Annotated in this window: 18 protein-coding genes; 13 read left to right on the top strand and 5 right to left on the bottom strand. The window is 43.9% G+C overall.

Annotation, left to right across the window (positions count from 1 at the left end; genetic code table 11):
* Nucleotides 1-7 precede the first annotated feature (7 nt).
* The 6 genes from ABJ384_RS00560 to recJ all read left to right on the top strand — a co-directional run bounded on the left by ABJ384_RS00560 (nucleotide 8) and on the right by recJ (nucleotide 6,899).
* Entirely contained in the window at nucleotides 8-805 is a 798-nt protein-coding gene (locus ABJ384_RS00560) for an MBL fold metallo-hydrolase (RefSeq protein ID WP_086196618.1), read from the top strand.
* A gap of 95 nt (nucleotides 806-900) precedes the next feature.
* Nucleotides 901-1,266 (top strand): YkgJ family cysteine cluster protein, encoded by a 366-nt coding sequence (locus ABJ384_RS00565; protein WP_166170621.1) that lies wholly within the window; start codon nucleotides 901-903, stop codon nucleotides 1,264-1,266.
* 333 nt (nucleotides 1,267-1,599) lie between these two features.
* A complete protein-coding gene (guaB, locus tag ABJ384_RS00570) occupies nucleotides 1,600-3,066 on the top strand; it encodes an IMP dehydrogenase (RefSeq protein WP_086196529.1) in 1,467 nt (488 codons plus the stop codon).
* Between the two features lie 132 nt (nucleotides 3,067-3,198).
* A complete protein-coding gene (gene glmM / locus ABJ384_RS00575; RefSeq protein WP_349928250.1) occupies nucleotides 3,199-4,530 on the top strand; it encodes a phosphoglucosamine mutase in 1,332 nt (443 codons plus the stop codon).
* A 9-nt stretch (nucleotides 4,531-4,539) separates the two neighbouring features.
* On the top strand, nucleotides 4,540-5,196 hold the full coding sequence (gene pdxH / locus ABJ384_RS00580) for a pyridoxamine 5'-phosphate oxidase (RefSeq protein WP_349928252.1): 657 nt from the start codon (nucleotides 4,540-4,542) through the stop codon (nucleotides 5,194-5,196).
* Nucleotides 5,196-6,899 carry a single-stranded-DNA-specific exonuclease RecJ gene (recJ, locus tag ABJ384_RS00585; protein WP_349929684.1) on the top strand — a complete coding sequence of 568 codons (1,704 nt, stop codon included), beginning with the start codon at nucleotides 5,196-5,198 and terminating at the stop codon, nucleotides 6,897-6,899. The genes pdxH and recJ overlap by 1 nt, the downstream gene beginning before the upstream one ends.
* Before the next feature lie 43 nt (nucleotides 6,900-6,942).
* On the opposite strand, the gene ABJ384_RS00590 is transcribed toward recJ, so the two are convergent.
* Both ABJ384_RS00590 and ABJ384_RS00595 read right to left on the bottom strand, forming a co-directional pair.
* The gene (locus ABJ384_RS00590) at nucleotides 6,943-7,776 is read right to left on the bottom strand and encodes a putative porin (protein ID WP_349928254.1); all 834 of its coding nucleotides are present in this window, start codon (nucleotides 7,774-7,776) and stop codon (nucleotides 6,943-6,945) included.
* A gap of 173 nt (nucleotides 7,777-7,949) precedes the next feature.
* Nucleotides 7,950-8,738: a putative porin gene (locus ABJ384_RS00595; RefSeq protein ID WP_086196524.1), complete on the bottom strand. Its 789-nt coding sequence runs from the start codon at nucleotides 8,736-8,738 to the stop codon at nucleotides 7,950-7,952.
* A 420-nt stretch (nucleotides 8,739-9,158) separates the two neighbouring features.
* Between ABJ384_RS00595 and prfB the strand changes: the two genes are divergently transcribed.
* The 5 genes from prfB (at nucleotide 9,159) to ABJ384_RS00620 (ending at nucleotide 14,235) form a co-directional block, all read left to right on the top strand.
* Nucleotides 9,159-10,254 (top strand): peptide chain release factor 2 gene (gene prfB, locus ABJ384_RS00600; RefSeq protein ID WP_349928255.1). Its coding sequence is split into 2 segments (ribosomal slippage): nucleotides 9,159-9,230 and nucleotides 9,232-10,254, totalling 1,095 coding nucleotides; the frame shifts between segments, so codons are not numbered across the junction.
* A 233-nt stretch (nucleotides 10,255-10,487) separates the two neighbouring features.
* Nucleotides 10,488-10,790 (top strand): metalloregulator ArsR/SmtB family transcription factor, encoded by a 303-nt coding sequence (locus tag ABJ384_RS00605; protein WP_166170633.1) that lies wholly within the window; start codon nucleotides 10,488-10,490, stop codon nucleotides 10,788-10,790.
* 39 nt (nucleotides 10,791-10,829) lie between these two features.
* Nucleotides 10,830-11,906 (top strand): alkene reductase, encoded by a 1,077-nt coding sequence (locus ABJ384_RS00610; RefSeq protein ID WP_349928257.1) that lies wholly within the window; start codon nucleotides 10,830-10,832, stop codon nucleotides 11,904-11,906.
* 110 nt (nucleotides 11,907-12,016) lie between these two features.
* The gene (locus ABJ384_RS00615) at nucleotides 12,017-13,297 is read left to right on the top strand and encodes a 3-deoxy-D-manno-octulosonic acid transferase (protein ID WP_349928259.1); all 1,281 of its coding nucleotides are present in this window, start codon (nucleotides 12,017-12,019) and stop codon (nucleotides 13,295-13,297) included.
* Between the two features lie 224 nt (nucleotides 13,298-13,521).
* Nucleotides 13,522-14,235, top strand: coding sequence for a 16S rRNA (uracil(1498)-N(3))-methyltransferase (locus tag ABJ384_RS00620; RefSeq protein WP_349928261.1), 714 nt, complete (start codon nucleotides 13,522-13,524; stop codon nucleotides 14,233-14,235).
* Here ABJ384_RS00620 and ABJ384_RS00625 read toward each other — a convergent pair.
* Both ABJ384_RS00625 and ABJ384_RS00630 read right to left on the bottom strand, forming a co-directional pair.
* Nucleotides 14,218-15,195 (bottom strand): mechanosensitive ion channel family protein, encoded by a 978-nt coding sequence (locus tag ABJ384_RS00625; RefSeq protein WP_166170641.1) that lies wholly within the window; start codon nucleotides 15,193-15,195, stop codon nucleotides 14,218-14,220. The genes ABJ384_RS00620 and ABJ384_RS00625 overlap by 18 nt on opposite strands.
* Nucleotides 15,196-15,305: 110 nt before the next feature.
* Nucleotides 15,306-15,887, bottom strand: coding sequence for a DUF805 domain-containing protein (locus tag ABJ384_RS00630; RefSeq protein ID WP_349928263.1), 582 nt, complete (start codon nucleotides 15,885-15,887; stop codon nucleotides 15,306-15,308).
* 295 nt (nucleotides 15,888-16,182) lie between these two features.
* Here ABJ384_RS00630 and acs point away from each other — a divergent pair, with 295 nt between their 5' ends.
* Nucleotides 16,183-18,126 carry an acetate--CoA ligase gene (gene acs, locus ABJ384_RS00635; protein WP_349928264.1) on the top strand — a complete coding sequence of 648 codons (1,944 nt, stop codon included), beginning with the start codon at nucleotides 16,183-16,185 and terminating at the stop codon, nucleotides 18,124-18,126.
* Nucleotides 18,127-18,256: 130 nt separating this feature from the next.
* Nucleotides 18,257-19,438 carry an acyl-CoA dehydrogenase family protein gene (locus ABJ384_RS00640; protein ID WP_349928266.1) on the top strand — a complete coding sequence of 394 codons (1,182 nt, stop codon included), beginning with the start codon at nucleotides 18,257-18,259 and terminating at the stop codon, nucleotides 19,436-19,438.
* Between the two features lie 1,205 nt (nucleotides 19,439-20,643).
* Here ABJ384_RS00640 and ABJ384_RS00645 read toward each other — a convergent pair.
* Nucleotides 20,644-22,059, bottom strand: coding sequence for a sorbosone dehydrogenase family protein (locus ABJ384_RS00645; RefSeq protein WP_349928268.1), 1,416 nt, complete (start codon nucleotides 22,057-22,059; stop codon nucleotides 20,644-20,646).
* Nucleotides 22,060-22,098: the final 39 nt, after the last annotated feature.

A 22,098-nucleotide genomic window follows, 5' to 3' on the forward strand; every position in this document is an offset into this window, starting at 1 on the left:
AATGGGTATGGCGTTTGATCGCACCACATCACAGGTACTATTTGATAATGGTACGCATAAATGTATTAGTTTTACCAGTTTAGTGAAAGGTGAAGGTGTACAGGCAAACCAGTTTCTAATCTTGGATCATGAACGTGCTGCAGTGCTTGATCCAGGGGGCGACTTGACCTATGTTCCATTGACTATGGAGCTGAACAAATATACCCGTCTAACCAATCTTGATTATGTCATGGCCTCCCATCAGGACCCCGACATTATTACTTCTATGCCACGCTGGCTGGTCTATACCGAGGCCAAAATAGTAGCATCAAAATTATGGGCACGTTTCTTGCCACATTTGAGCTCGGCTTTCATGAGCGACCGGATGAAAGGGAACTGGCTGGATCGTCTGGTTGAGCTGCCTGACCATGGTCAGGTGATTCCGTTGGGTGAATCGAGCATTGTTGCCGTTCCGGCACATTTTCTGCATTCGGTCGGTAATTTCCAGTTTTATGATCCGATTGCCAAAATTCTGTTTTCTGGTGATATGGGCGCATCCATGGTAGATGATGTCTCTAAACCGCTGGAAAATTTTGCTGCGCATATTCCGAAGATGAAAGGCTTTCATCAACGCTATATGTGTTGCAATAAAGTGATCCGTCTGTGGGTACAAATGGTTCGTAGCATGGATGTGGAAATGATTGTGCCACAGCATGGCACGCCATTTATTGGCAAAGAGCAGATCCATCAATTTTTGGACTGGATTGAAACCTTGGAATGCGGCACCGACCTGATGGACGAAAGCGTATTTACCTGTCCTGAATAGTTCAAGAAAATACAAAATTTTTCTTGAGTCAAAAAACAACATTTTTTATATTTTCTATCCCAAAAAACTTTTTTGATGACGAGAATTTATAAGAAATGTTGTCTCAAGTTCCTGCACAGGATGCATGTTTAAGCTGTGGCGCATGTTGCGCCTATTTTCGGGTTTCATTTTATTGGGCAGAGGGAATTCCAATGCCCGAAAATTATACTGAACCTGTCACAGCAGTCTATTCATGCATGGCAGGAACCAATCAAAAAAATCCACGCTGTATCGCGCTAGAAGGCAGCATAGGTGAACAGGTCAGTTGTGGCATGTACCAGCTGCGCAGTTCCTCGTGTAAAGAAGTGCAAATTGCCGATGAACAATGTAACAAGGCCCGTATGGCCCACAATATGATTCCCTTTATCCAGATTAGGGTAGAGGATGCCGAGAATGATGATAGTTTTGAACGTGTCAGCTAGATCGTGATTCGTCATCTCAGAATAAAAAAGCAGGGCCCTGGCTCTGCTTTTTTATTTAAAAACACACGGTTTTGATGGGTAAAGCCACGATTAGAGCCTTTTGCACTGGTTAGCGGGGCTTGCGGTGTCTAGGTGATATAGCGCGATGTTTTTTGTTGTCCAGTCTGAATGAAATACGGATCAGGAAATTCAGCCCGAATTGCGGTATTTAAATTCAAAAACCCAATAATATTCAGTAATCTAAATTTATTTTACATTGCTGCCTGAAATAAGCATGAATAAAATTGTTTTTTTTGTTTATAATAGCGCACGGAAATTACCAGTGAGACTGTTATGTTGACCATCGTTCAAGAAGCTTTAACCTTCGATGATGTCTTATTACTCCCTGCCTACTCAACTGTTCTCCCAAAAGATGTCTCCTTAAAGACACGCCTTACTCGTGGCATTAACCTGAATATTCCTCTTGTGTCAGCAGCTATGGATACGGTGACTGAATCCCGTATGGCAATTGCAATGGCGCAAAATGGCGGTATTGGTATCTTGCACAAAAACATGGACATTGCTGCGCAAGCTGCAGAAGTACGCCGTGTGAAAAAATTTGAAGCGGGTATGGTGAAAGATCCTATCACCGTAACGCCAGAAACCACGGTTCGTGAACTGATCGCAATCACTCAAGCCAACAACATCAGCGGTGTGCCTGTGGTTAAAGATGGCAAGGTTGTCGGTATTGTGACGGGTCGTGATACACGTTTCGAAACCAATCTGGAACAACCTGTCAGCAATATCATGACCGGTCAGGACCGTCTGGTGACTGTTCGTGAAAACGAATCAAAAGAAAATATCCAGGCACTTCTACAAAAAAATCGCATTGAAAAAGTACTGGTGGTAGGTGATAACAACGAACTGAAAGGTTTGATTACGGTTACTGATTTCCGTAAAGCGGAACTTTATCCAAACAGCTGTAAAGATGACCTCGGTCGTCTACGTGTCGGTGCGGCAGTCGGTACTGGCGCAGAAACACCAAGCCGTGTTGAAGCACTGGTTGAAGCAGGTGTAGATGCCATTGTTGTCGATACAGCCCATGGTCACTCTGCAGGCGTGATTGAACGTGTTCGCTGGGTAAAAGCCAACTATCCGCAAGTTCAGGTGATTGGCGGTAACATTGCCACTGGTGATGCTGCACTTGCGCTTCTTGATGCCGGTGCGGATGCGGTAAAAGTCGGTATCGGTCCTGGTTCGATCTGTACTACACGTATTGTTGCCGGTATTGGTATGCCACAAATTTCTGCGATTGACAGCGTTGCCAATGCATTGAAAGACCAGATTCCTTTGATTGCAGATGGCGGTATCCGCTTCTCTGGCGATATGGCGAAGGCAATTGGCGCGGGTGCAAGCACCATCATGGTGGGCTCATTGATGGCCGGTACTGAAGAAGCACCGGGTGAAGTAGAATTCTTCCAGGGCCGTTATTACAAAGCTTACCGTGGTATGGGTTCATTGGGCGCAATGGCGGGTGCAACAGGTTCTGCTGACCGTTATTTCCAGGATGCTAAAGCCGGTCAGGAAAAACTTGTACCAGAAGGTATTGAAGGTCGCGTACCTTACAAAGGCCCTATGGGTAACATCGTTCATCAAATGATGGGTGGCTTGCGTTCTTCTATGGGTTATACCGGTTCTGCAACCGTGAATGATCTTCGTCAAAATGCCAAGTTTGTGAAAATTACAGCAGCAGGTATGTCTGAATCACACGTACATGATGTGACCATTACCAAAGAAGCACCGAACTACCGTGTTGGTTGATTTTTAGTAATCAACCTCATGAAAAAGCCGTCATTTATATGACGGCTTTTTTGATTTTGGTGTAAAGTATTTGCATGAAAATGGGATGATCAATCTCCCCATAAATGTATAAGAAGTGAGTAGAGAAAGAGAATGAGTTATTTTGGTACAGATGGAATTCGTGGAAAGTTTGGGGAGCTTCCAATTACACCTGAATTTGCCCTGAAGTTGGGTTTTGCTGCAGGTAAAGTTTTAAAACAGTTCAGTAATAAGAAAAAACCGATTGTTGTGTTGGGTAAAGATACGCGTTTATCAGGCTATATTTTAGAATCTGCATTACAGGCAGGTCTCAATGCGGCGGGTGTATATGTGCATTTGCTTGGTCCTTTACCTACCCCTGCGATTGCCCATTTAACCCGTGCTTTACACGCCAGCTTAGGGATTGTGATCTCAGCTTCACACAATCCTTATTTTGATAATGGAATCAAATTCTTCTCTAGCGAAGGTAAAAAACTGCCGGATGAATTACAGGATGCGATCAATAAAGAGCTCGAAAACGAACTCAAAATTGAAGATACCGCAAACCTGGGTAAAAGTGTGCGTGTAAAAGATGCCAATGGCCGTTACATTGAATTCTGTAAATCGACTTTCCCTTACCATTTTGACCTCAATAACCTGAAAATTGTGGTGGACTGCGCCAATGGTGCTGCCTATAACGTGGGACCATCTGTGTTTAAGGAACTGGGTGCCAAAGTCGTAGCACTTTATAATGAACCGGATGGCCTAAACATCAATCAGGACTGTGGTTCGACCCATCCGGAAAACCTGCAAAAAGCCGTGCTTGAACATCAGGCAGATTTGGGTATTGCCTTTGATGGCGATGCAGACCGTGTGATTATGGTGGATAAACATGGTGAGCAAATCACTGGCGATCATATTTTATATATTCTGGCAACACAGGGCTCGAAAAAGCCGGCAGGCATTGTCGGTACGGTCATGAGCAATATGGCACTTGAATTGGCTTTGGAAAAAGCCCAGGTTCCATTTGTCCGTGCCAGCGTGGGTGACCGTTATGTGCTACAAGCCCTGGATGAAAATGGCTGGGCTATTGGTGGTGAACCATCAGGACATATTCTGACGCTGGATAAAAGTACCACAGGCGATGCGATTATAGCTGCCTTGCAGGTATTGACTGTCATGGTCGAACAGAAGAAAGCCTTACATGAACTGGTTGAAGGTTTCCATTTATTGCCAAATGTCTTGGTAAATGTACGTTTGCAACAAATGTTTGACCCGTATGCTGTGCCTGCATTGGTGGCTGAATTTGATCGGGCTGCAGCACAATTAAAAGGCCGTGGTCGTTTACTGATTCGTAAGTCAGGAACGGAACCGGTCATTCGGGTGATGGTTGAAGGGGATGATCTGCAAGAAGTCACGGCTTTGGCCAATCAGCTTGCAGACAGTGTACGTTCTAACGCAGTATAAGGGAACAATATGAGTGATCTGATTAAAGACTTGAGCGAACTGCGCTTAAGTTACCAGAAAGGGGAATTACACGAAACTCATGTGGCTGAAAATCCGCATGAGCAATTCTTGAATTGGTTTAACCATGCTTTAGAAGCACAACTGCATGAACCCTATGCCATGTCGCTAGCAACTGCGAGTGCACAAGGCCGTCCGCATGTGCGTACCCTATTATTACGTGGTGCGACTGAAGCAGGTTATGATTTTTATACCAATTACGACAGTCAAAAAGGCCTGGATTTGGCAGACAATCCCTATGCCGAACTGTTGTTTTATTGGCCTGAGCAAGAACGCCAAATTCGTGTTGGTGGCCGCGTTGAAAAAATCTCTTTAGAGGAATCAACAGATTATTATCATAAACGCCCGCGAGACAGCCAGATTGCAGCGCATATCAGTACGCCACAAAGTGGTGTGATTGCCAGTCGTGAGGAACTGCAGACTCGTTTTCAGATTTTGCAAGATCAGGTGGCGGAAAAAGCAGAATTGGCAAAACCTGAATTCTGGGGCGGCTATCGCTTGCAACCGGATTATTATGAATTTTGGCAAGGTCGTCCTAACCGTTTACATGACCGCTTGTGTTATGAAAGAATCGACGGTAAGTGGAACTTACAACGACTCATGCCTTAATGCCAAAAACACTGATTCAGCAAAGATCATTTATTACACGCCCTGAAAACTTTCAGGGCGTGTCGCCGTTTATTGCGCAAATTTTAGCGCGCCGCGGTGTGCAATCGGAACAAGAACTTGAACTGAAATTGAAGCATCTTTTAGCGCCGACCATGAAAGGTTTGGATGCTGCCATTCAGTTGATGGATCAGGCCATTGATCAGCAAAAGAAAATTGTCATTGTGGGAGATTATGATGCCGATGGTGCCACCAGTACGGCATTGATGATTTTAGCTTTGCGGGATATGGGTGCGAATGTCGCGTATCTGGTGCCGGATCGTTTTAAATATGGTTATGGACTGACGCCTGCAATTGCCGACCTGGCTTTTGCCAATTTCACGCCTGACCTTTTGATTACGGTGGATAATGGTATTTCCAGTCATGCCGGGGTGGAGCAGGCGCAGGCACATGGCATGCAGGTGATTATTACCGACCATCACTTAACTACCAAAGAAACGCCTAAAGCAGAAGCCGTGGTCAATCCGAACCAGTTGGGCTGTGAATTCCCCAGCAAGGCTTTGGCTGGTGTCGGGGTGGCGTTTTACCTGCTCGCCAATTTGTCCAGTTATCGCAGCCAATTAGGAAAATCGACCTCAAAAGTGGCCCAATATCTTGATCTGGTAGCTTTAGGCACGTATGCCGATGTGGCCAGCCTGGATTATAACAACCGTATTTTGGTCGATGCCGGGGTCAAGCGCATACGGCAAAATCAGTGTCGTGCGGGAATTAGCGCATTGCTGGATATTGCCGGACGTGATCCAGCTTCTTTAAAGGCTCAAGATTTGGGTTTTGTATTAGGTCCACGTATCAATGCGGCTGGACGCATGGAAACCATGGACATAGGGATTGAATGTCTGCTGGCTGCCGATCTGCAAACCGCTTATCCCTTGGCACAACAATTAAATCAATTGAACACTGAGCGCCGACAGGTCGAGAGCCAGATGAAACAGGAGGCTTTGTCTGAGCTTACTCAGCTTGAGCTGGATCAAGAGCATTTACCAGCTGCGCTCATTCTGTTTGAGCCACATTGGCATCAGGGCGTGATTGGGATTGTGGCCGGCCGTTTAAAAGAACAGTTTCACCGCCCTAGTATTGTTTTTGCCTCCGATGAAGATGGTATACATATTAAAGGCTCTGCCCGTTCTATAGAGGGCGTACATATACGCGATGCGATTGAAATGATTGCCGAGCAGCATCCCCATTTGGTCAGTCATTTTGGCGGACATGCCGCCGCTGCGGGTTTGACCATTCAGAAACAGCATTTTGATGAATTTAAGCAGGCCTTTGAGGCTTTAATCTCGACTATGGATGAATCACTTTTTCAGGCCACTTTATGGACTGATGGTGAATTACCGACAGAAAATTTTCACATTGAAACCGTAGATTTTCTGCAAAATTTAACCCCGTGGGGACAAAAGTTTCCATCGCCGATTTTTGAAGGGGTCTTTAATGTTCTGGATTATCGCTGGCTAAAAGAAATGCATTTAAAGCTGCGCCTGGCTTTGCAAGATGGTCAAATTGTGGAAGCCATCGCCTTTAATGCACGTAACAAGTTTGAATTTGATGCCATGCAAGACAATGTACGATTAGTCTATGAAATTGATAAAAATGAATTTAATGGCAATGTCAGTTTACAGCTGCGCGTGATCCATCTGGAACAATAAAAAAACCGCTCAATTGAGCGGTTTTTGTTTTTAATCTTAAAGCTTAAAAGCGGAAAGTACCATTGATTCCAAAAGAGTCCGCACCATCAGTTGTCGTGTAATTCATACCGGTAGCAATGACTGGAGTAAAGAATTTCTGCCCACGAATACTGAAAATGGTATCTGAATCTTCAATAGTTGAGTCAGCGAAGGAAATACCAACACTAAGTGTAGGATCGAGGTAAAGGTCTGCACCTAGACGATATGCAGTTTCATCTCCAAAATATGTTGCTCCCTCAAAATTGGTAAAATGATTGCCAATTTGAGTGACGTATTTTGCGCGCAAAGTCACAGCAGTCTCATCTGCTACAGAGGCTAGATTGGTAAAAGTGTCTATGAAACCATTTTTTGAAACATATACCGGATCAATGTTTTCTTTAGAAATACCTGCAGCTAACAGTAAGCCGTTAACTGGTAGGTAACCTGCTTCAATTGCATAACCTGTATTGTCATCAGATGCTTTAACAAATTCACTTTCAACAGTCACTTCAGCACGATTTAAGCTTCCAGAAACATAAAACTGTGAGTTAGGAATAAAAAATTCACCGTTTACCCCAACAGTATCAATTTCTAAGTCTGCAAAATCATCATCAGTACTGGCATTGGCATAGCCAAGACCAATATTACTTGCCTTATCTAAAAAAGCTGCTTCAGCGAGAGGAGCATTTCTAACTTGAACCCCATTTAAATAATATTTCCCACCAATTGCATAAGTATCAATGTCGTTACTGTCATCAATGTCGGTATTTTCATAGCTCCCATTAATTTCAGCTTGGTAAGCGTGAGCAGTTCCCAGACCAGCAAGAAGTGCTGTAGCAAGAGCAAGTTTTTTAAGCATTTAGATTTTTCTCTTTGTTATAAAAGTATGACTGTTTCATGAACAATTGTAACAAAGTGTACAGTTTATATTTGCCCCGTCAATGTGCAAAAACTATCTAAATGCTTTATTACAGAGCAAAAAAATGGCCCATCCGAAGATGGGCCACTTGATGAAAAGGAGTTAAGGCACGCTTAGAAGCGGTATTTAGCAGCTACACCAAATGAGTTGTAGTCGTTGTTGCCGACTTCACCGAAACCAACTCGACCTTCAAGGCTGACTTGTTGGTTAAAGAATTTACGCGCATTAATGCCAAATTCATTTTGATCAGTTAAGTCGTTGTTGTAGTAATCTGCACCAACACTTAATGATTTATCAATGAAGTAATCGGCAGCAAGATTGAACTCGTCTAGATCACCAAATGATGCACCTGCTTCAAGGTTGATATCTTTACCATTACTCAGCTGGGTCACGTATTTGGCACGAAGTGTAGGATCTACACCATCGTCATTGTCGTTGTCATATCCTTTTACACCAGCGGCAATCAATAAGCCTGGTGCTGGAAGATAACCGACTTCAGCTGAATAATAAGTGGTATCGAAGTCATATTTTTGACCCAATACATCACGGTATTCAGTGTTGTTACGGCTTACATCACCACCCAGATAGAAATCTGAGTTTGGAACATAAACTTCAGCACCCACACCATAAGTGTTGTCATCTACATCGCCACGATCGGCAAATGTGGCGTGTGCATTGACGTTGCTGGCACGGTCAAGGAATGCCGCTTCTGCAAGTGGCGCATTACGAGTTTGTACGGGGTTAAAGTAATAAGTACCATCTACACCGAAGGCACTACCTGAACTGCCGTTGTCTGGATCAATATAAGCTGCTGCTGCACCGACTTCGGCCTGGTAGGCATTGGCTGTACCTGTGACTGCTAGAGCAGAAAGAAGTGCTGAAGCAATGGCTAATTTTTTCATGGATACTACCCCTCAAATTTCGGTTAAAAATAATACATTTTTTGTTACAACTTTTAGTCTAGAGCAAAACAAAAACAGGTCAATCCACCCAAGGTTACAGAAATGTTTCTAAGGTAATATTATGTAATTTATATTTATTAAATATTTGAAAATTATCAAAATATTAAAATGTTTTGTTTTATTAAAATTGTGGAGTTTTTATGGATTTAGATGTTTTTTACATAAAAAACCCAGTATTTTTTAACATAAAAATGATTTGAATCTTAAAAGCACCCTCTAGAGTAAGTGCTTTTTTATCCGCTATTTTTATGCAGTATTTGCTCAATTGTTATTGAATTAAAGTGCTTTAAAACTCCCTGTATGCTCTGTGTTATAATTGACGGCTATTTAAGCCTAATATTCTGATTGAGAGTAATTCACGTGGAAATTAATCCTTATCTAAACCAATTAAAAGACTTAAACGACCGTGGTCTGACATTACGGGGGTATCTTTGACTACGATCTGAAAAAGGAACGTTTAGAAGAGGTTCTGCGTGAACTGGAAGATCCTGCGATCTGGAATGACCAAAGCCGTGCCCAAGCCATGGCCAAAGAAAAAGGCGAGCTTGAGAATGTACTGAATGTACTGGATGGTTTAACTACTCAGCTTGAAGATGCCCAAGCCATGCTTGACCTTGCTGTAGAAGCGGACGAAGAAGCCATGCTTGAGGATGTTCAGGCTGAACTTGATGTTGCAGAAGCTGAACTAGCAAAACTTGAATTCCGCCGTATGTTCAGTAATCCGATGGATCCGAATCCATGTTATGTCGAGATTCAGGCCGGTTCGGGTGGTACGGAAGCACAGGACTGGGCTTCAATGCTGCTTCGTATGTACTTGCGCTGGATTGAACGTCATGGCTTTAAAGCTGAAGTGATGGAAGAATCTGACGGTGATGTGGCCGGCATTAAATCGGCGACCATTCGTGTGGAAGGCGAGTATGCCTATGGCTGGTTGCGTACTGAATCCGGTGTGCACCGTTTAGTGCGTAAATCGCCATTTGACTCAGGTAACCGTCGTCATACTTCATTCTCTGCCGTGTTTGTATCGCCAGAAGTGGATGACAACATTGAAATTGATATTAACCCGGCAGACGTGCGTACCGATACTTATCGTGCATCCGGTGCCGGTGGTCAGCACATTAATAAAACCGACTCTGCGGTACGTTTAACCCATGCACCAACCGGTATTGTAGTGGCCTGTCAGAACCAGCGTTCACAACATGCCAACCGTGACCACGCCTGGAAACAGTTACGTGCCAAACTCTATGAATTAGAGATGAGCAAACGTAATGAAGCGGCGCAGGCGCTGGAAGATACCAAATCTGATATCGGCTGGGGCAGCCAGATTCGTTCATACGTACTAGATGACTCGCGTATTAAAGACTTGCGTACCAGTGTAGAAACCTCGAATACTGGTGCAGTACTGGATGGTGATCTGGATAAATTTATTGAAGCCAGCCTGAAACAGGGTCTATAAGTTTATTGCGTGGAAAAGCAGAGGCGGGTCCTCTGCTTTTTTAGCTTTAACATTTGTCGATCAGCAGGATGAATGCCCCCTGACCAGACAATGCTAGAATGATCTGGATTTGGATAAAATGACAGCAATTTACAAAATGACTCATAATATCGATAATTTTCGATATTAATATCGCATAAATTCGATATAATGATTTTTGCGAAAGTGCTGATCATGAACATGAGTGAAATGAGATGGACACAGAAGCGATTTATAAAGCCTTAGCCAACCCGATTCGACGTCAGATTCTGCAATGTTTAAAAGAACCTGAACGTTTCATTTCCACTGAAGAATGTGGCAATGATTTTAGTCGTGGTGTATGTGCAGGGCAGATGGAAAAGATCGCGGATATTTCCCAATCGACCATGTCTAATCACTTATCGGTGTTGCAACAGGCAGGACTGATTCAGGTGACCAAATATGGCCAATGGTCTTATTTCTCTCGTAATGAAGCACTGATTCAGGAATTTTTACAACATTTACAGCATGCGCTTTAGACTTCAATCAGTCCAGGCCAGCTGTAAGAGGATGGCTTGATGACAGATTTTTCTACCCCAATTCAATTTGGTGAACTCAAACTTAAAAACCGTGTGGTGATGGCCCCCCTGACACGTAGCCGTGCTACCGCAGACCGTGTTCCGACAGCCATGATGGCGGAGTACTATGCACAGCGTGCTAGCGCAGGTTTAATCATCTCCGAAGCGACAGTGATTTCAGAAGAAGCCAACGGTTATGAAAAAACCCCGGGTCTGTTTACCGATGAGCAGGTAGAAGGCTGGAAACTGGTTACCAATGCGGTGCATGGTAAAGGCGGTTTGATCGTAGCGCAGTTGTGGCATGTGGGACGTGTCTCCCATCCTGACCTGTTAAAAGGTGAAACACCAGTTTCAGCCAGTAATGTGAAGCAAGCTGGCTATGTCAGCCTGCTGCGTCCGAAACGTGAATATGTGGTGCCACGTGCCCTGGAAATCTCGGAAATCCATGCCATTACCGAACAATATAAACAGGCCGCAATTAAAGCCAAAGCGGCCGGTTTTGACGGGGTAGAACTGCATGCCGCCAACGGTTATTTAATAGACCAGTTCCTGCAAAGCAAAACCAATCTGCGTGAAGATGAATATGGCGGTTCTGCTGAAAACCGTGCCCGCTTCTTATTAGAAGTTGTAGATGCACTGATTGAAGTGTGGGGCGCAGGTCGTGTCGGTGTACATCTGGCACCGCGTGGCGATGAGCACGATATGGGGGATGCCAATCCTAAAGAAACCTTTGGTTATGTCATGCAAGAATTGGGTAAACGTCAAATTGCCTTTTTCTTTACCCGTGAATATCTGGCCGATGACAGCATCAGTCTGGACATGAAAGCACGTTCTAACGGTGTGCCGTATATTGCAAATATGCGTTTAAGCCGTGAAGATGCGCTTGAGCTGCTGGCATCGGGTAAAGCGGAAGCAGTGTCTTTTGGTAAGGCTTATATTGCCAATCCAGACCTGTTTGAGCGTTTGGTGGAAGATGAACCACTGAATGAATTGAAACTGGAAAACATGATTGGAACCGATGTGGCAGAAGGCTATACCGACTATCCATTCCTGAATAAACAGCTTGCTGAAAGTTAAGCAGCTACTTCCATAAAATAGTATAAATGATGTCACAGAGCAGAATTCATTAACATGTGAAGGCTGCTCTGTTATATTTTGCCGATTGAATATGATTTGAGGCAACTTGTTTGGCTACTCCTTTTTGGTACAACGCGGCACTTACTCTAATTAAGCCATTGTATAAATGGCAGATTAAAAAACGTGCGCTGACTACGGAGCAATTGCAACAAGAATGTCTTGAGCGCTTTGGTCCATTTCAACAGCCGAAAAACCTGCATTCGATCTGGTTTCATGTGGTATCGGTTGGAGAAACCAACGCAGCCCAGCCTTTAATTGAACATTATCTCAAACTCGGCCATCCGGTACTGGTCACCAATACCACCAAGACGGGTCAGGCTCGGGCCAAGTCACTATTTCTAAAAGCACCTTATGAACATTTGTTTCAGGCCGTGTATTTACCTGCCGATCAGAAAAAATTAGTCCAGGCGTTTTATCAAAAATATCAGCCGAAGGTCTTAGTTTTGGTGGAAACTGAAATCTGGCCGAATTTAATCGATCAGGCGCAGCAATTTAAGGTGCCATGTTTACTGATTAATGCCCGACTTTCGGAAAAATCGGCCAAAGGCTACAGTAAGGTTCAAGGGCTGACCCAAGGCATGCTGAATGGGCTGAATCGCTTGCTGGCTCAAGACCAGGCGACTTTAGATCGTTACCGTAATTTAGGTATGGCAGTAAATAAAAGTCAGGTATTGGGTAGTATTAAATTTGATATTCATGCACCGGACAGTTTTATTCAACAGGCGCAGCAATTGCAGCAGGACTGGAATTTATCGGCACGGAAAATAATCACCCTTGCCAGTACCCATGCGCCTGAAGAACAAAAACTGTTAACGGCTTTCAAGCCTTATCTGGCACAACATCCAGAACTGCTGGTCATTGTGGTGCCACGTCATCCGGAACGCTTTGATGAAGTGTTTCAGCTTGCGCAAAACCTGAATCTAACAACCAGCCGTCGCAGTGCAGGGGAAGCTATTCAGTCAGATACTCAAGTCTATTTAGCCGATTCGATGGGGGAAATGTGGCTGTGGTATGCACTTAGCCAAGCCTGCTTTGTTGGCGGTTCGTTGAATGAACCGGGTGGCGGACATAATATTCTGGAGCCGATTGCCTTAAATGTGCCGACGGGTTTGGGTAAAAATTATTTTAACTTCCAGACCATTGTGGATGAATTTGTTGCTGTAGACGGTGTGAAAATCGTGGAAGATGCAGAGCAGGCCGCGCAGGTTTTAATTGAATTGTTAAATGATCGCGTAGCTGCAGAGCAACTGAATCAACATGCACAGAAAATTATGTTGCAGAACAAGGGTTCTTTAGCCAAACATATTGCGGTGATTGATCAGTATCTTTAAATAGCCCTATGTTGTGTATCGTTACGCTGAAACTTATTTCGCGGAGGCGGCAGGGATGCCGCCGTTAGGCTATGGTAAAGGGACTTACCATTAGCCTAACAAAGAGTTTTGCCTACTTTTGCTCTATCAAAAGTAGGAATATGCCTACGCAAAGTAAAATAAAGTCATGAGATGATACGTGGCTGTGCACGCGTCTTGCTTTTAATAGTTGAAATTTATAGCTTATGAATATTGTCCTCCTTGACCCACGCCAAACTGAATCTGAATACTGGTCCATTACCAGCAAACGTCAGTTAGAGCATCTACAGCAACATCTAGAGATTACTGTAGGTGATACGCTCAAGGTGGGTATTCGTGAGGGAAAACGCTATCTCACCGAAATTGTAGAAGTGACCGAACACGCTATAAAATTAAAACCGATCAAAGAAGAAAGTGTACCTGTTAAACTTCCCGTGACTTTAATTGTCGCCATGCCACGTCCGAAAGTGCTGCGCCGCCTGATTATGGATAGCGTGACCTTGGGGGTGGAAAAAATGATTTTGCTGCATAGCTATCGCGTAGATAAAAGCTATTGGCAGACTCCATTTCTACAGCAGCTGGATCATTATGTCACACTGGGCCTGGAACAGGCAGGGGATACGGTTGCACCGCAAATTGAAATTCATAAACGCTTTAAACCTTTTGTTGAAGATGTGTTGCCCGGTTTAATTACGGCAGAATGTCCTGCTTATGTGGCCCATCCTTATGTAGAGCAACCTATGCCTGTTGCGATTGATCATCCCTGTACCATTGTGATTGGCCCAGAGGGCGGTTTTATCCCTTATGAAATTGATTTACTCATAAAAAACGGCTGCCAGGCAGTCAGCCTGGGCAACCGTATTATTCGGACCGAAACGGTAATTCCTTACGTATTGGGCCGCTTATTTAGCACGTGCTGATTCAGCGAGTTCTGTCGTATCATTGCCACGATAGATTTTGACTTCCTGTACCGGATAAGGAATCGAAATTTCATGTTCAGCAAAGGCTTTAATCACGCGTTCCTGAACTTCGCTGATTGAACCTGCAGTGGTGGTTTCTGTAGTATCGACCCACCAACGTACATTCAGGTTAATCGAGAAGTCTGCAAGTGCATTGACGTTTACTGCAAATCCAGGCTGGCTCAAAATGGTCGGGTCTTTATCTAAAATGCTTAAGATAATGCTCTTGGCTTTTTGTACATCATCTTCATAACCAATTCCCACTACAAATTCACAACGACGGCGTTGATAGGCCGTGTTTACAATCACGGCACTGGTATACACCGTCGCATTGGGAATCACGATGCGGCGACCATCGGGAGAACGTAAGTAGGTTGCACGAATCTGGATATCCTCAACCGTTCCTTCCATACCCGAAACAATAATGTCATCGCCAATTTTGAACGGTTCGCCCAGCAGGATTAAGATGCCAGAGAGCAGGTTCTGGAAAATGTCCTTGAACGCGAAACCGATGGCAACCGAACCAATTCCCAGAGCACTCATCAGCTGACCTGGGGTAAAACCTGGAATGGCAATCACCATGGCAATTAAAAATCCGATAAAGATAATGGCTGAGCTGCCGACACGGTTCAGCACCAGTACCAGGTTTTGTTTGGTATAACTGCGGTCAGTGAGTGCTTTACGGACAAAGAGCTTAAACAGTTTTGACAGCAACCAGAAAATGCTAAAGACCACCAACGCGATACATAAATAAGGCAGGCGTTCCCAAAAGGCATCAACAAATTTGTCGATGGTGGAATAGGCATCATTGTATTTTGCCGTATGTTCAATGACAGTTTGCGCTGTCTTTTCTGTTGCTTCTTGCAAAAGTTGAGAGGTGTCTTGAGTTACCTCATTCAAGGCGTTTTGTTTTTCAGCCACAAGTTTTCCGGATGATGATCATTGCCGGACATTTTGCCTGAAACTGAACAAAAATTTAACCGACAATATTTAGCATTCATTGACGTTTTGTCAAAAATTGTCAGCCAACTTCAGAAATATTGTGTGCCTTTTTGGATGACTTGTGGGGGAACTTCCAGCTCACCTGTACCAAACTGATAAGATATCATGCTGCCTGAAGCCAGAAAGCTCAGAACTGCGAGGATGATCATCAACCAGGCCAATATTTTTTCCCAGACCAGTGTTTCACGCGGCAGTCCATATTTATTGCTGCCTTTAGTCCCTGAACCCAAAAGCAAATACAGCCCCATAAAAATATTCACCAGTGGCAGCAGAAACAGCAGGGTCAGCCAGCCACTACGGTTCAGATCATGCAAACGGCGTATGCTAATCACGATCAGAAAATAGATATACAGCACCAGAATGGCTACGAAACCGAGTCCGGCGATTCCTGTCAGGGTATTGACGAACTGATTGTCCATCGACAGGGTATGAAAGTTAAAGATACCCATCGTCAGGCTAAGAGCAATGGTGGCAAAGAAAGCAATCAGATGCACAAACCCATACCAGCCAATTGAACTCAGACGACCAAAACGACCTTCTGGAGAGAGTGGATTATCTGACCTGGCCGGTTGGACGCGTGAAAAAAAAGAGGAGTCGTCGTGCGGGTTCATACGCATTTTCCAAATAAAATTCAGAGAAGAAAAATATTGTATTTTGTAAAGTTAACAGTACGTTCTATGCTTAAATTATAAGATTAAAAGAACAGGTCAGATACTCATAAAACCATATTTTTTTGTTGAATATGATGAGAAGTCTGTGTTTTAAATTGTATAAATAAACTACGACCAAAGCATGATTGAAGCGGTTGAAAAATAATCGCCATACTGTAAATACGCAGTCAATAAATAAAGCAATAACGCGGCATAACATCTCGTGATGAGATGAATAAGATCAAGGAAGTAAGCAATGAAAGAAATCTATCCTGTACCAGAAGAATTTAAAAAAACCGCTCGTACCAATGAGTCTGAATATTTTGAGCGTTATCAGAAATCCATCGAGCAGCCTGATGAATATTGGGCTGAACAGGCCAGCAAGCTGGACTGGATCAAACCGTTTACCCAAGTCAAAAATACCAGTTTTGACAAGGACAATTTTAAGATTGAATGGTTCGCTGATGGCCAGCTGAACCTCAGTGCCAACTGTCTGGACCGGCATCTTAAAGAACATCCTTATAAACCGGCCATTATCTGGGAGGGTGATCACCCATCCCGTCACAAGATTATTTCCTTTAACGAACTTTATGATGAGACCTGCCGTTTTGCCAATGTCCTGAAAAAGAACGGGATTAAAAAAGGCGACCGGGTGGTGCTGTATATGCCGATGGTTTCGGAAGCCGCAATTGCGATGCTGGCCTGCGCACGGATTGGCGCGGTACATTGTGTGGTATTTGGCGGCTTTTCTCCTGATTCACTGGCCAGCCGGATTGAAGACAGTCAGGCCAAAATGGTGATTACTGCCGATTCCGGCATGCGCGGCGGTAAGCCGATTCTGCTTAAAGCTAATGTTGATGAAGCCTTGAAAATTGCCGGGACTGAATCGGTTGAACATGTGATTGTGGTACACCGTACTGGCAACCCGATTGAAATGCAGCCAGGACGTGATTTGTGGTATCACATGGAAATCATGTCGGTGAATGAAATTTGCCCGCCTGAACCAATGAATGCCGAAGATCCGCTATTCATTCTGTATACCTCGGGTTCGACCGGCAAGCCTAAAGGAGTGTTGCATACCACTGGTGGCTACCTGACTTATGTGAATTCCACTTTCCGCGAAGTGTTCGATATCAAGCAGGATGATGTGTTTTGGTGTACTGCGGATGTGGGCTGGATTACCGGGCATTCCTATGTGATCTATGGCCCACTTTCCAATGGCACCACCACGGTGATGTTTGAAGGCGTACCTCAATATCCAACCTGGGCGCGTACCGGTCATATTGTCGATAAGCACAATGTTTCCATCCTCTATACCGCACCCACGGCGATTCGCGCCATGATGCGCGAAGGCGATGCCTTTGTTCGGGAAAGTGACCGCAGCAGCTTGCGCCTGATCGGTTCGGTAGGTGAGCCGATTAACCCGGAAGCCTGGAACTGGTATTACACCGTGGTCGGTGAAAGCCGCTGTCCAATTGTCGATACCTGGTGGCAAACCGAGACTGGCGGAATCCTGATTTCACCTTTGCCGGGTGCAACGGATTTAAAACCGGGTTCTGCGACCCGACCATTGTTTGGTATCCAGCCTGCCATTGTGGATGCAGAAGGCAAGGAACTTGAAGGTGAAGCCGAAGGCAACCTGATCATCAAGGATTCCTGGCCGGGTCAGATGCGTACCATCTGGGGTGATCCTGAACGTTTTATTGAAGCCTATTTCTCGACTTATCCGGGGACGTATTTCACTGGAGATGGTGCCCGCCGTGACAAGGATGGCTATTACTGGATTACCGGACGTGTCGATGACGTACTGAATGTTTCTGGCCACCGTTTGGGTACGGCAGAAGTGGAAAGTGCCTTGGTGGCGCATGAGCATGTGGCTGAAGCGGCGGTGGTCGGTATGCCACATGATATTAAGGGACAGGGTATTTGTGCATTCGTCACTTTACAGGCAAATTTTGAGGAATCCGAAGAGCTGCGTAATGAACTGATTAACTGGGTACGTAAGGTTTTGGGACCCGTAGCTACACCGGATGCCTTGTATTGGGCACCGGCTTTACCGAAGACTCGTTCCGGTAAAATCATGCGCCGTATATTAAGAAAAATTGCCGCCAATGAACTGGATACTTTAGGAGATACTTCAACCCTGGCTGACCCACAGGTGGTGAACAATCTGATTGCAAGGGTCTATCCTGACAAATAAGTCATTTATAAAAATACCGCCTTATTTTCAGGCGGTATTTTTATTTTATGTATAAGCACAGCAGGCATTCAGATAAAGCAGCAAAACATCATCTGCTAAGCTAAAAATATAGCAATAATCAGATCATATTATGAATGTTTCATCCCCACTTTTAACTTTAAATCCCTTACACATCGCTCAACAACTTGCGGAACAGTTTGCAACCACTGCTGCTGAACGTGATAAACAGGGTGGTAACCCAAAACAGGAGCGTGATTTAATCCGTCAAAGTGGTTTACTGGGACTTGCCATTCCAACCCAATATGGTGGACAGGGTGCGGGCTGGAAAACGGTTTTTCAAACTATTCAAACGATTGCCCAGGTCGACAGTTCACTGGCACATGTTTATGGTTTTCATCATTTACTGATTGCGACGGTGCAACTGTTTTCACAGCCTGAACAGTATGGCAAATGGTTTGAGCAAACCGCACAAGAAAACCTGTTTTGGGGCAATACTTTAAATCCATTAGACCGACGAACCATTGCAACCCAAGTGTCTGAAAATGAATATCTATTTCATGGCGACAAAAGCTTCTGTTCAGGTTCGATCGATTCTGACATCTTGCTCTGCTCAGCTTATAATGATGAAGGTAAATTGCTGATCGGCGTGATTCCTACTGCGCGCGAAGGGGTGAGTTTTTTAGGTGACTGGAACAATATGGGACAACGCCAGACTGACAGCGGTACCAGTCATTTTGAGCAGGTTAAAATTAAAAAAGATGAGTTATTGCTCAATCCGGGACCCCTGAGTACGCTGTATTCGAGTTTACGTCCACTGATTGCCCAATTGATTTTTGTGCATTTATTTTTAGGCGTAGCAGAAGGGGCTTTTGTAACTGCCAGACAAACCGTGCAAAACCAAAAAGCCTGGTCCAAATCTTTGGCTGAAAATGCCGTGAATGACCCGTTTACGCAAAAACACTTTGCCGAATTTTATGTACAGCTGGAAGGCGTACGTTTACTGGCAGCTAAAGCGGTTCAGAGCTTACAGACGGCATGGGATCTAGGCAGTGACCTCACTGCTGAACAGCGCGGTGAAGTGTCCATTGCCATTGCGACTGCCAAAATTGCTGCGACCAATACTTCGCTATATATCACACAAAATATTTTTCAGGTGATGGGTGCGCGTGCCACCACAGCCCAATTAAATCTGGACCGTTTCTGGCGCAATGTGCGTACCCAAACTTTGCATGACCCGGTGGATTATAAATATCAAGAAATTGGGGAGTGGGTGTTAACGGCTAAAGTTCCTGATCCGAGTTTTTATTCATAATGAAATAAGAAAATGCCATTTTATGAAATGGAGCCTTTTTACTTCTAGATTTAAAAATGAATTAAGAGCGTGGAACGTGAAAAATCACTTAAAAAAGCCTAATTTGTGAAGATTAGGCTTTTTAATGAGACCTAAATTAATGATTTATAAAAAATAAATTTTAATTTCGTATAACGTGTACTATGTTAATTTTAGAAAAACTAAAATTTAGTGAGTTTTTTTGTGAGTAATAATGCATTAACGTGGTTGGGGCTCTTACTTGGATTCCTACTCTATCCAATAATTATGTTCTTTCTGCTCGCTCAAAGACACAGTGGTTTAAACTATATTAATGATTTATCTAGTTTTAATAAAATAGTTGTTTTCATATCTTGTGCTTTAATATTTCTTATACCAACTTGGAATGAAAGATGTCTTCTAGACAGTGAAGGGAAAAGCCCACATTGGTATCAAAGATATTTTGTGCCTTTGATATATTTCATAATTGGAACCATTTTTACAGGAATGTTCTTCATTTTAATTATTAGATAGCTTTTCCAAATGACCTCTATAGCTAAATTAATTTTTATGATACATTCTTATAATTATAAGATATTGATATAATTAACTTTATTAAAGATATTCTTCGTAACATGCAAAATCAGTTTAGCTATATCTAACATAATGGTCGTTATACGAAACGATTTTTAAAATATTATTGTTTGTCAAACACTTAAATCCATAAATCCATAAATCCATAAATCCATAAATCCATAAATCCATAAATCCATAAATCCATAAATCCATAAATCAATAAACCCCAAACCCAAGAGATCAAAAAACACACGTTTTAACAACTCGTGTATTTTTTAGCCGGATATGTAATGTTCTGTCAATTAAATTGATCAATAAAAATTCAATTTTATAATTTTTGGTGGGTTATTAATTCTTCCGGGACAAAAAGAATGCCCATATTTTATGGATGAAAAATGTCCGTTTTTGTACGCTGTGGCGCACATCAATTTAAGGATTTTGCGGATGGGCGCAGCCGAGTTTTTTTCCTATGATGAATTCATACAGGAACAGGATGTTCCGGAACAGAAAACAACAATAAAACGTTCATACACCAGGATCGTGAAGCAAGACAGGAGTCATGCTTAACTAACCCATACGGAAAAGCCCGACAGGATGTCGGGCTTTTTTTATGTCATTTTATTCAGCCACAATTACTTTGCTGCCTGTTCTACGGCAGGTGGTGAACTTACAGGCTGTTGACTCGCAGAAGCGGGACTTATCTTTTTATTGATGGGCCGATGATCCATCATTGTCCCGATGGGCGATACGCGCCAAATCATATTGCCGACATCATCGGCGACCAATATTGCCCCCGAACGATCAACTGCTACCCCAACAGGCCGTCCAAGTGCCTCACCTTGATCATTTAAAAAACCGCTTAATACATCTTGGGGCATACCCGAAGGTTGGCCATTTTGAAAGGGTACAAAAATGACTTTATAGCCGCTATGCGGTTTACGGTTCCATGAGCCATGCTGACCAATCAGCGCACCACTGCGATATTGCGGCATCAATTGAGATTTATAAAATGTCAGGCCTAAGGAAGCCGTATGGTTACCCAGAGCATAATCCGGTTTAATCGCACGTGCGACCAGTTCTGGGTTTTGAGGTTTCACCCGCGTGTCTACATGTTGACCATAATAACTATAGGGCCAGCCATAAAAAGCACCATCCTTGACTGAGGTCAGGTAATCGGGCACCAGGTCATTGCCAATTTCATCGCGCTCATTCACCACCGTCCATAACATACCACTCTGTGGTTGCCAGTCCATACCATTGGGGTTACGCAGCCCTGTGGCAAAGGGCCGTGTTTTGCCACTGGCAATATCAAATTCCATAATTAATGCCCGGCCAGTTTCCTGGTCCAGGCCATTTTCTGCCACGTTACTGTTTGAACCTACGGTAATATAGAGTTTGCTGTCCGCAGAATTGGCAATCACGTTTTTGGTCCAATGATGATTGAGCGGGCCACCGGGTAAATCCAGGACTTTGCTGCCGCTTGTGGTAATTTGAGTTGCACCTTTTTGATAAGGAAAGCGTATTAAGGCATCCGTATTGGCTACGTAAAGCGTATTGCCGACCAGCGCCATGCCAAACGGAGAGTTCATATTTTGTAGAAATATGGTTTTTTGATCAGCCACACCATCGCCATTACGATCACGCAGAAGGCTAATACGGTTGGCACTCTGATGCGATGAACCGGCACGTTTCATCAGCAGTTTCATGATTTTGCCCCTAAAGCCTTTACTGTCATCCGGTTTGGGCGGTGCATCGGTCTCAGCCACCAGCACATCACCATTTGGCAACACATACAGCCAGCGCGGATGATCAAGTTCTTTGGCAAAGGCTTGTACTTTCAAACCCGCAGCAGGAGTGGGCATAGTATCGGCAGGCCAGCCTTTGGCAGGAGCAATATTCACCGTAGGAAACAGACGGGATTGGGGTTCAGGCAGATGTGGGTATGGACCATAACTGTCTGAAATTGGAGACCTGGATGGCGAGGCACATCCGGTTAATGCCAGTACAATGGCAGCGCCCGCAAGGGGCAGTAATAATTGAGCAGACATCTTTATTTCCAGCTTATTTTTTGCCGCTATCGCCTTACT

Origin of the sequence: Acinetobacter sp. A1-4-2 (assembly GCF_040233925.1) — a bacterium.
Classification (GTDB): Bacteria; Pseudomonadota; Gammaproteobacteria; order Pseudomonadales; family Moraxellaceae; genus Acinetobacter.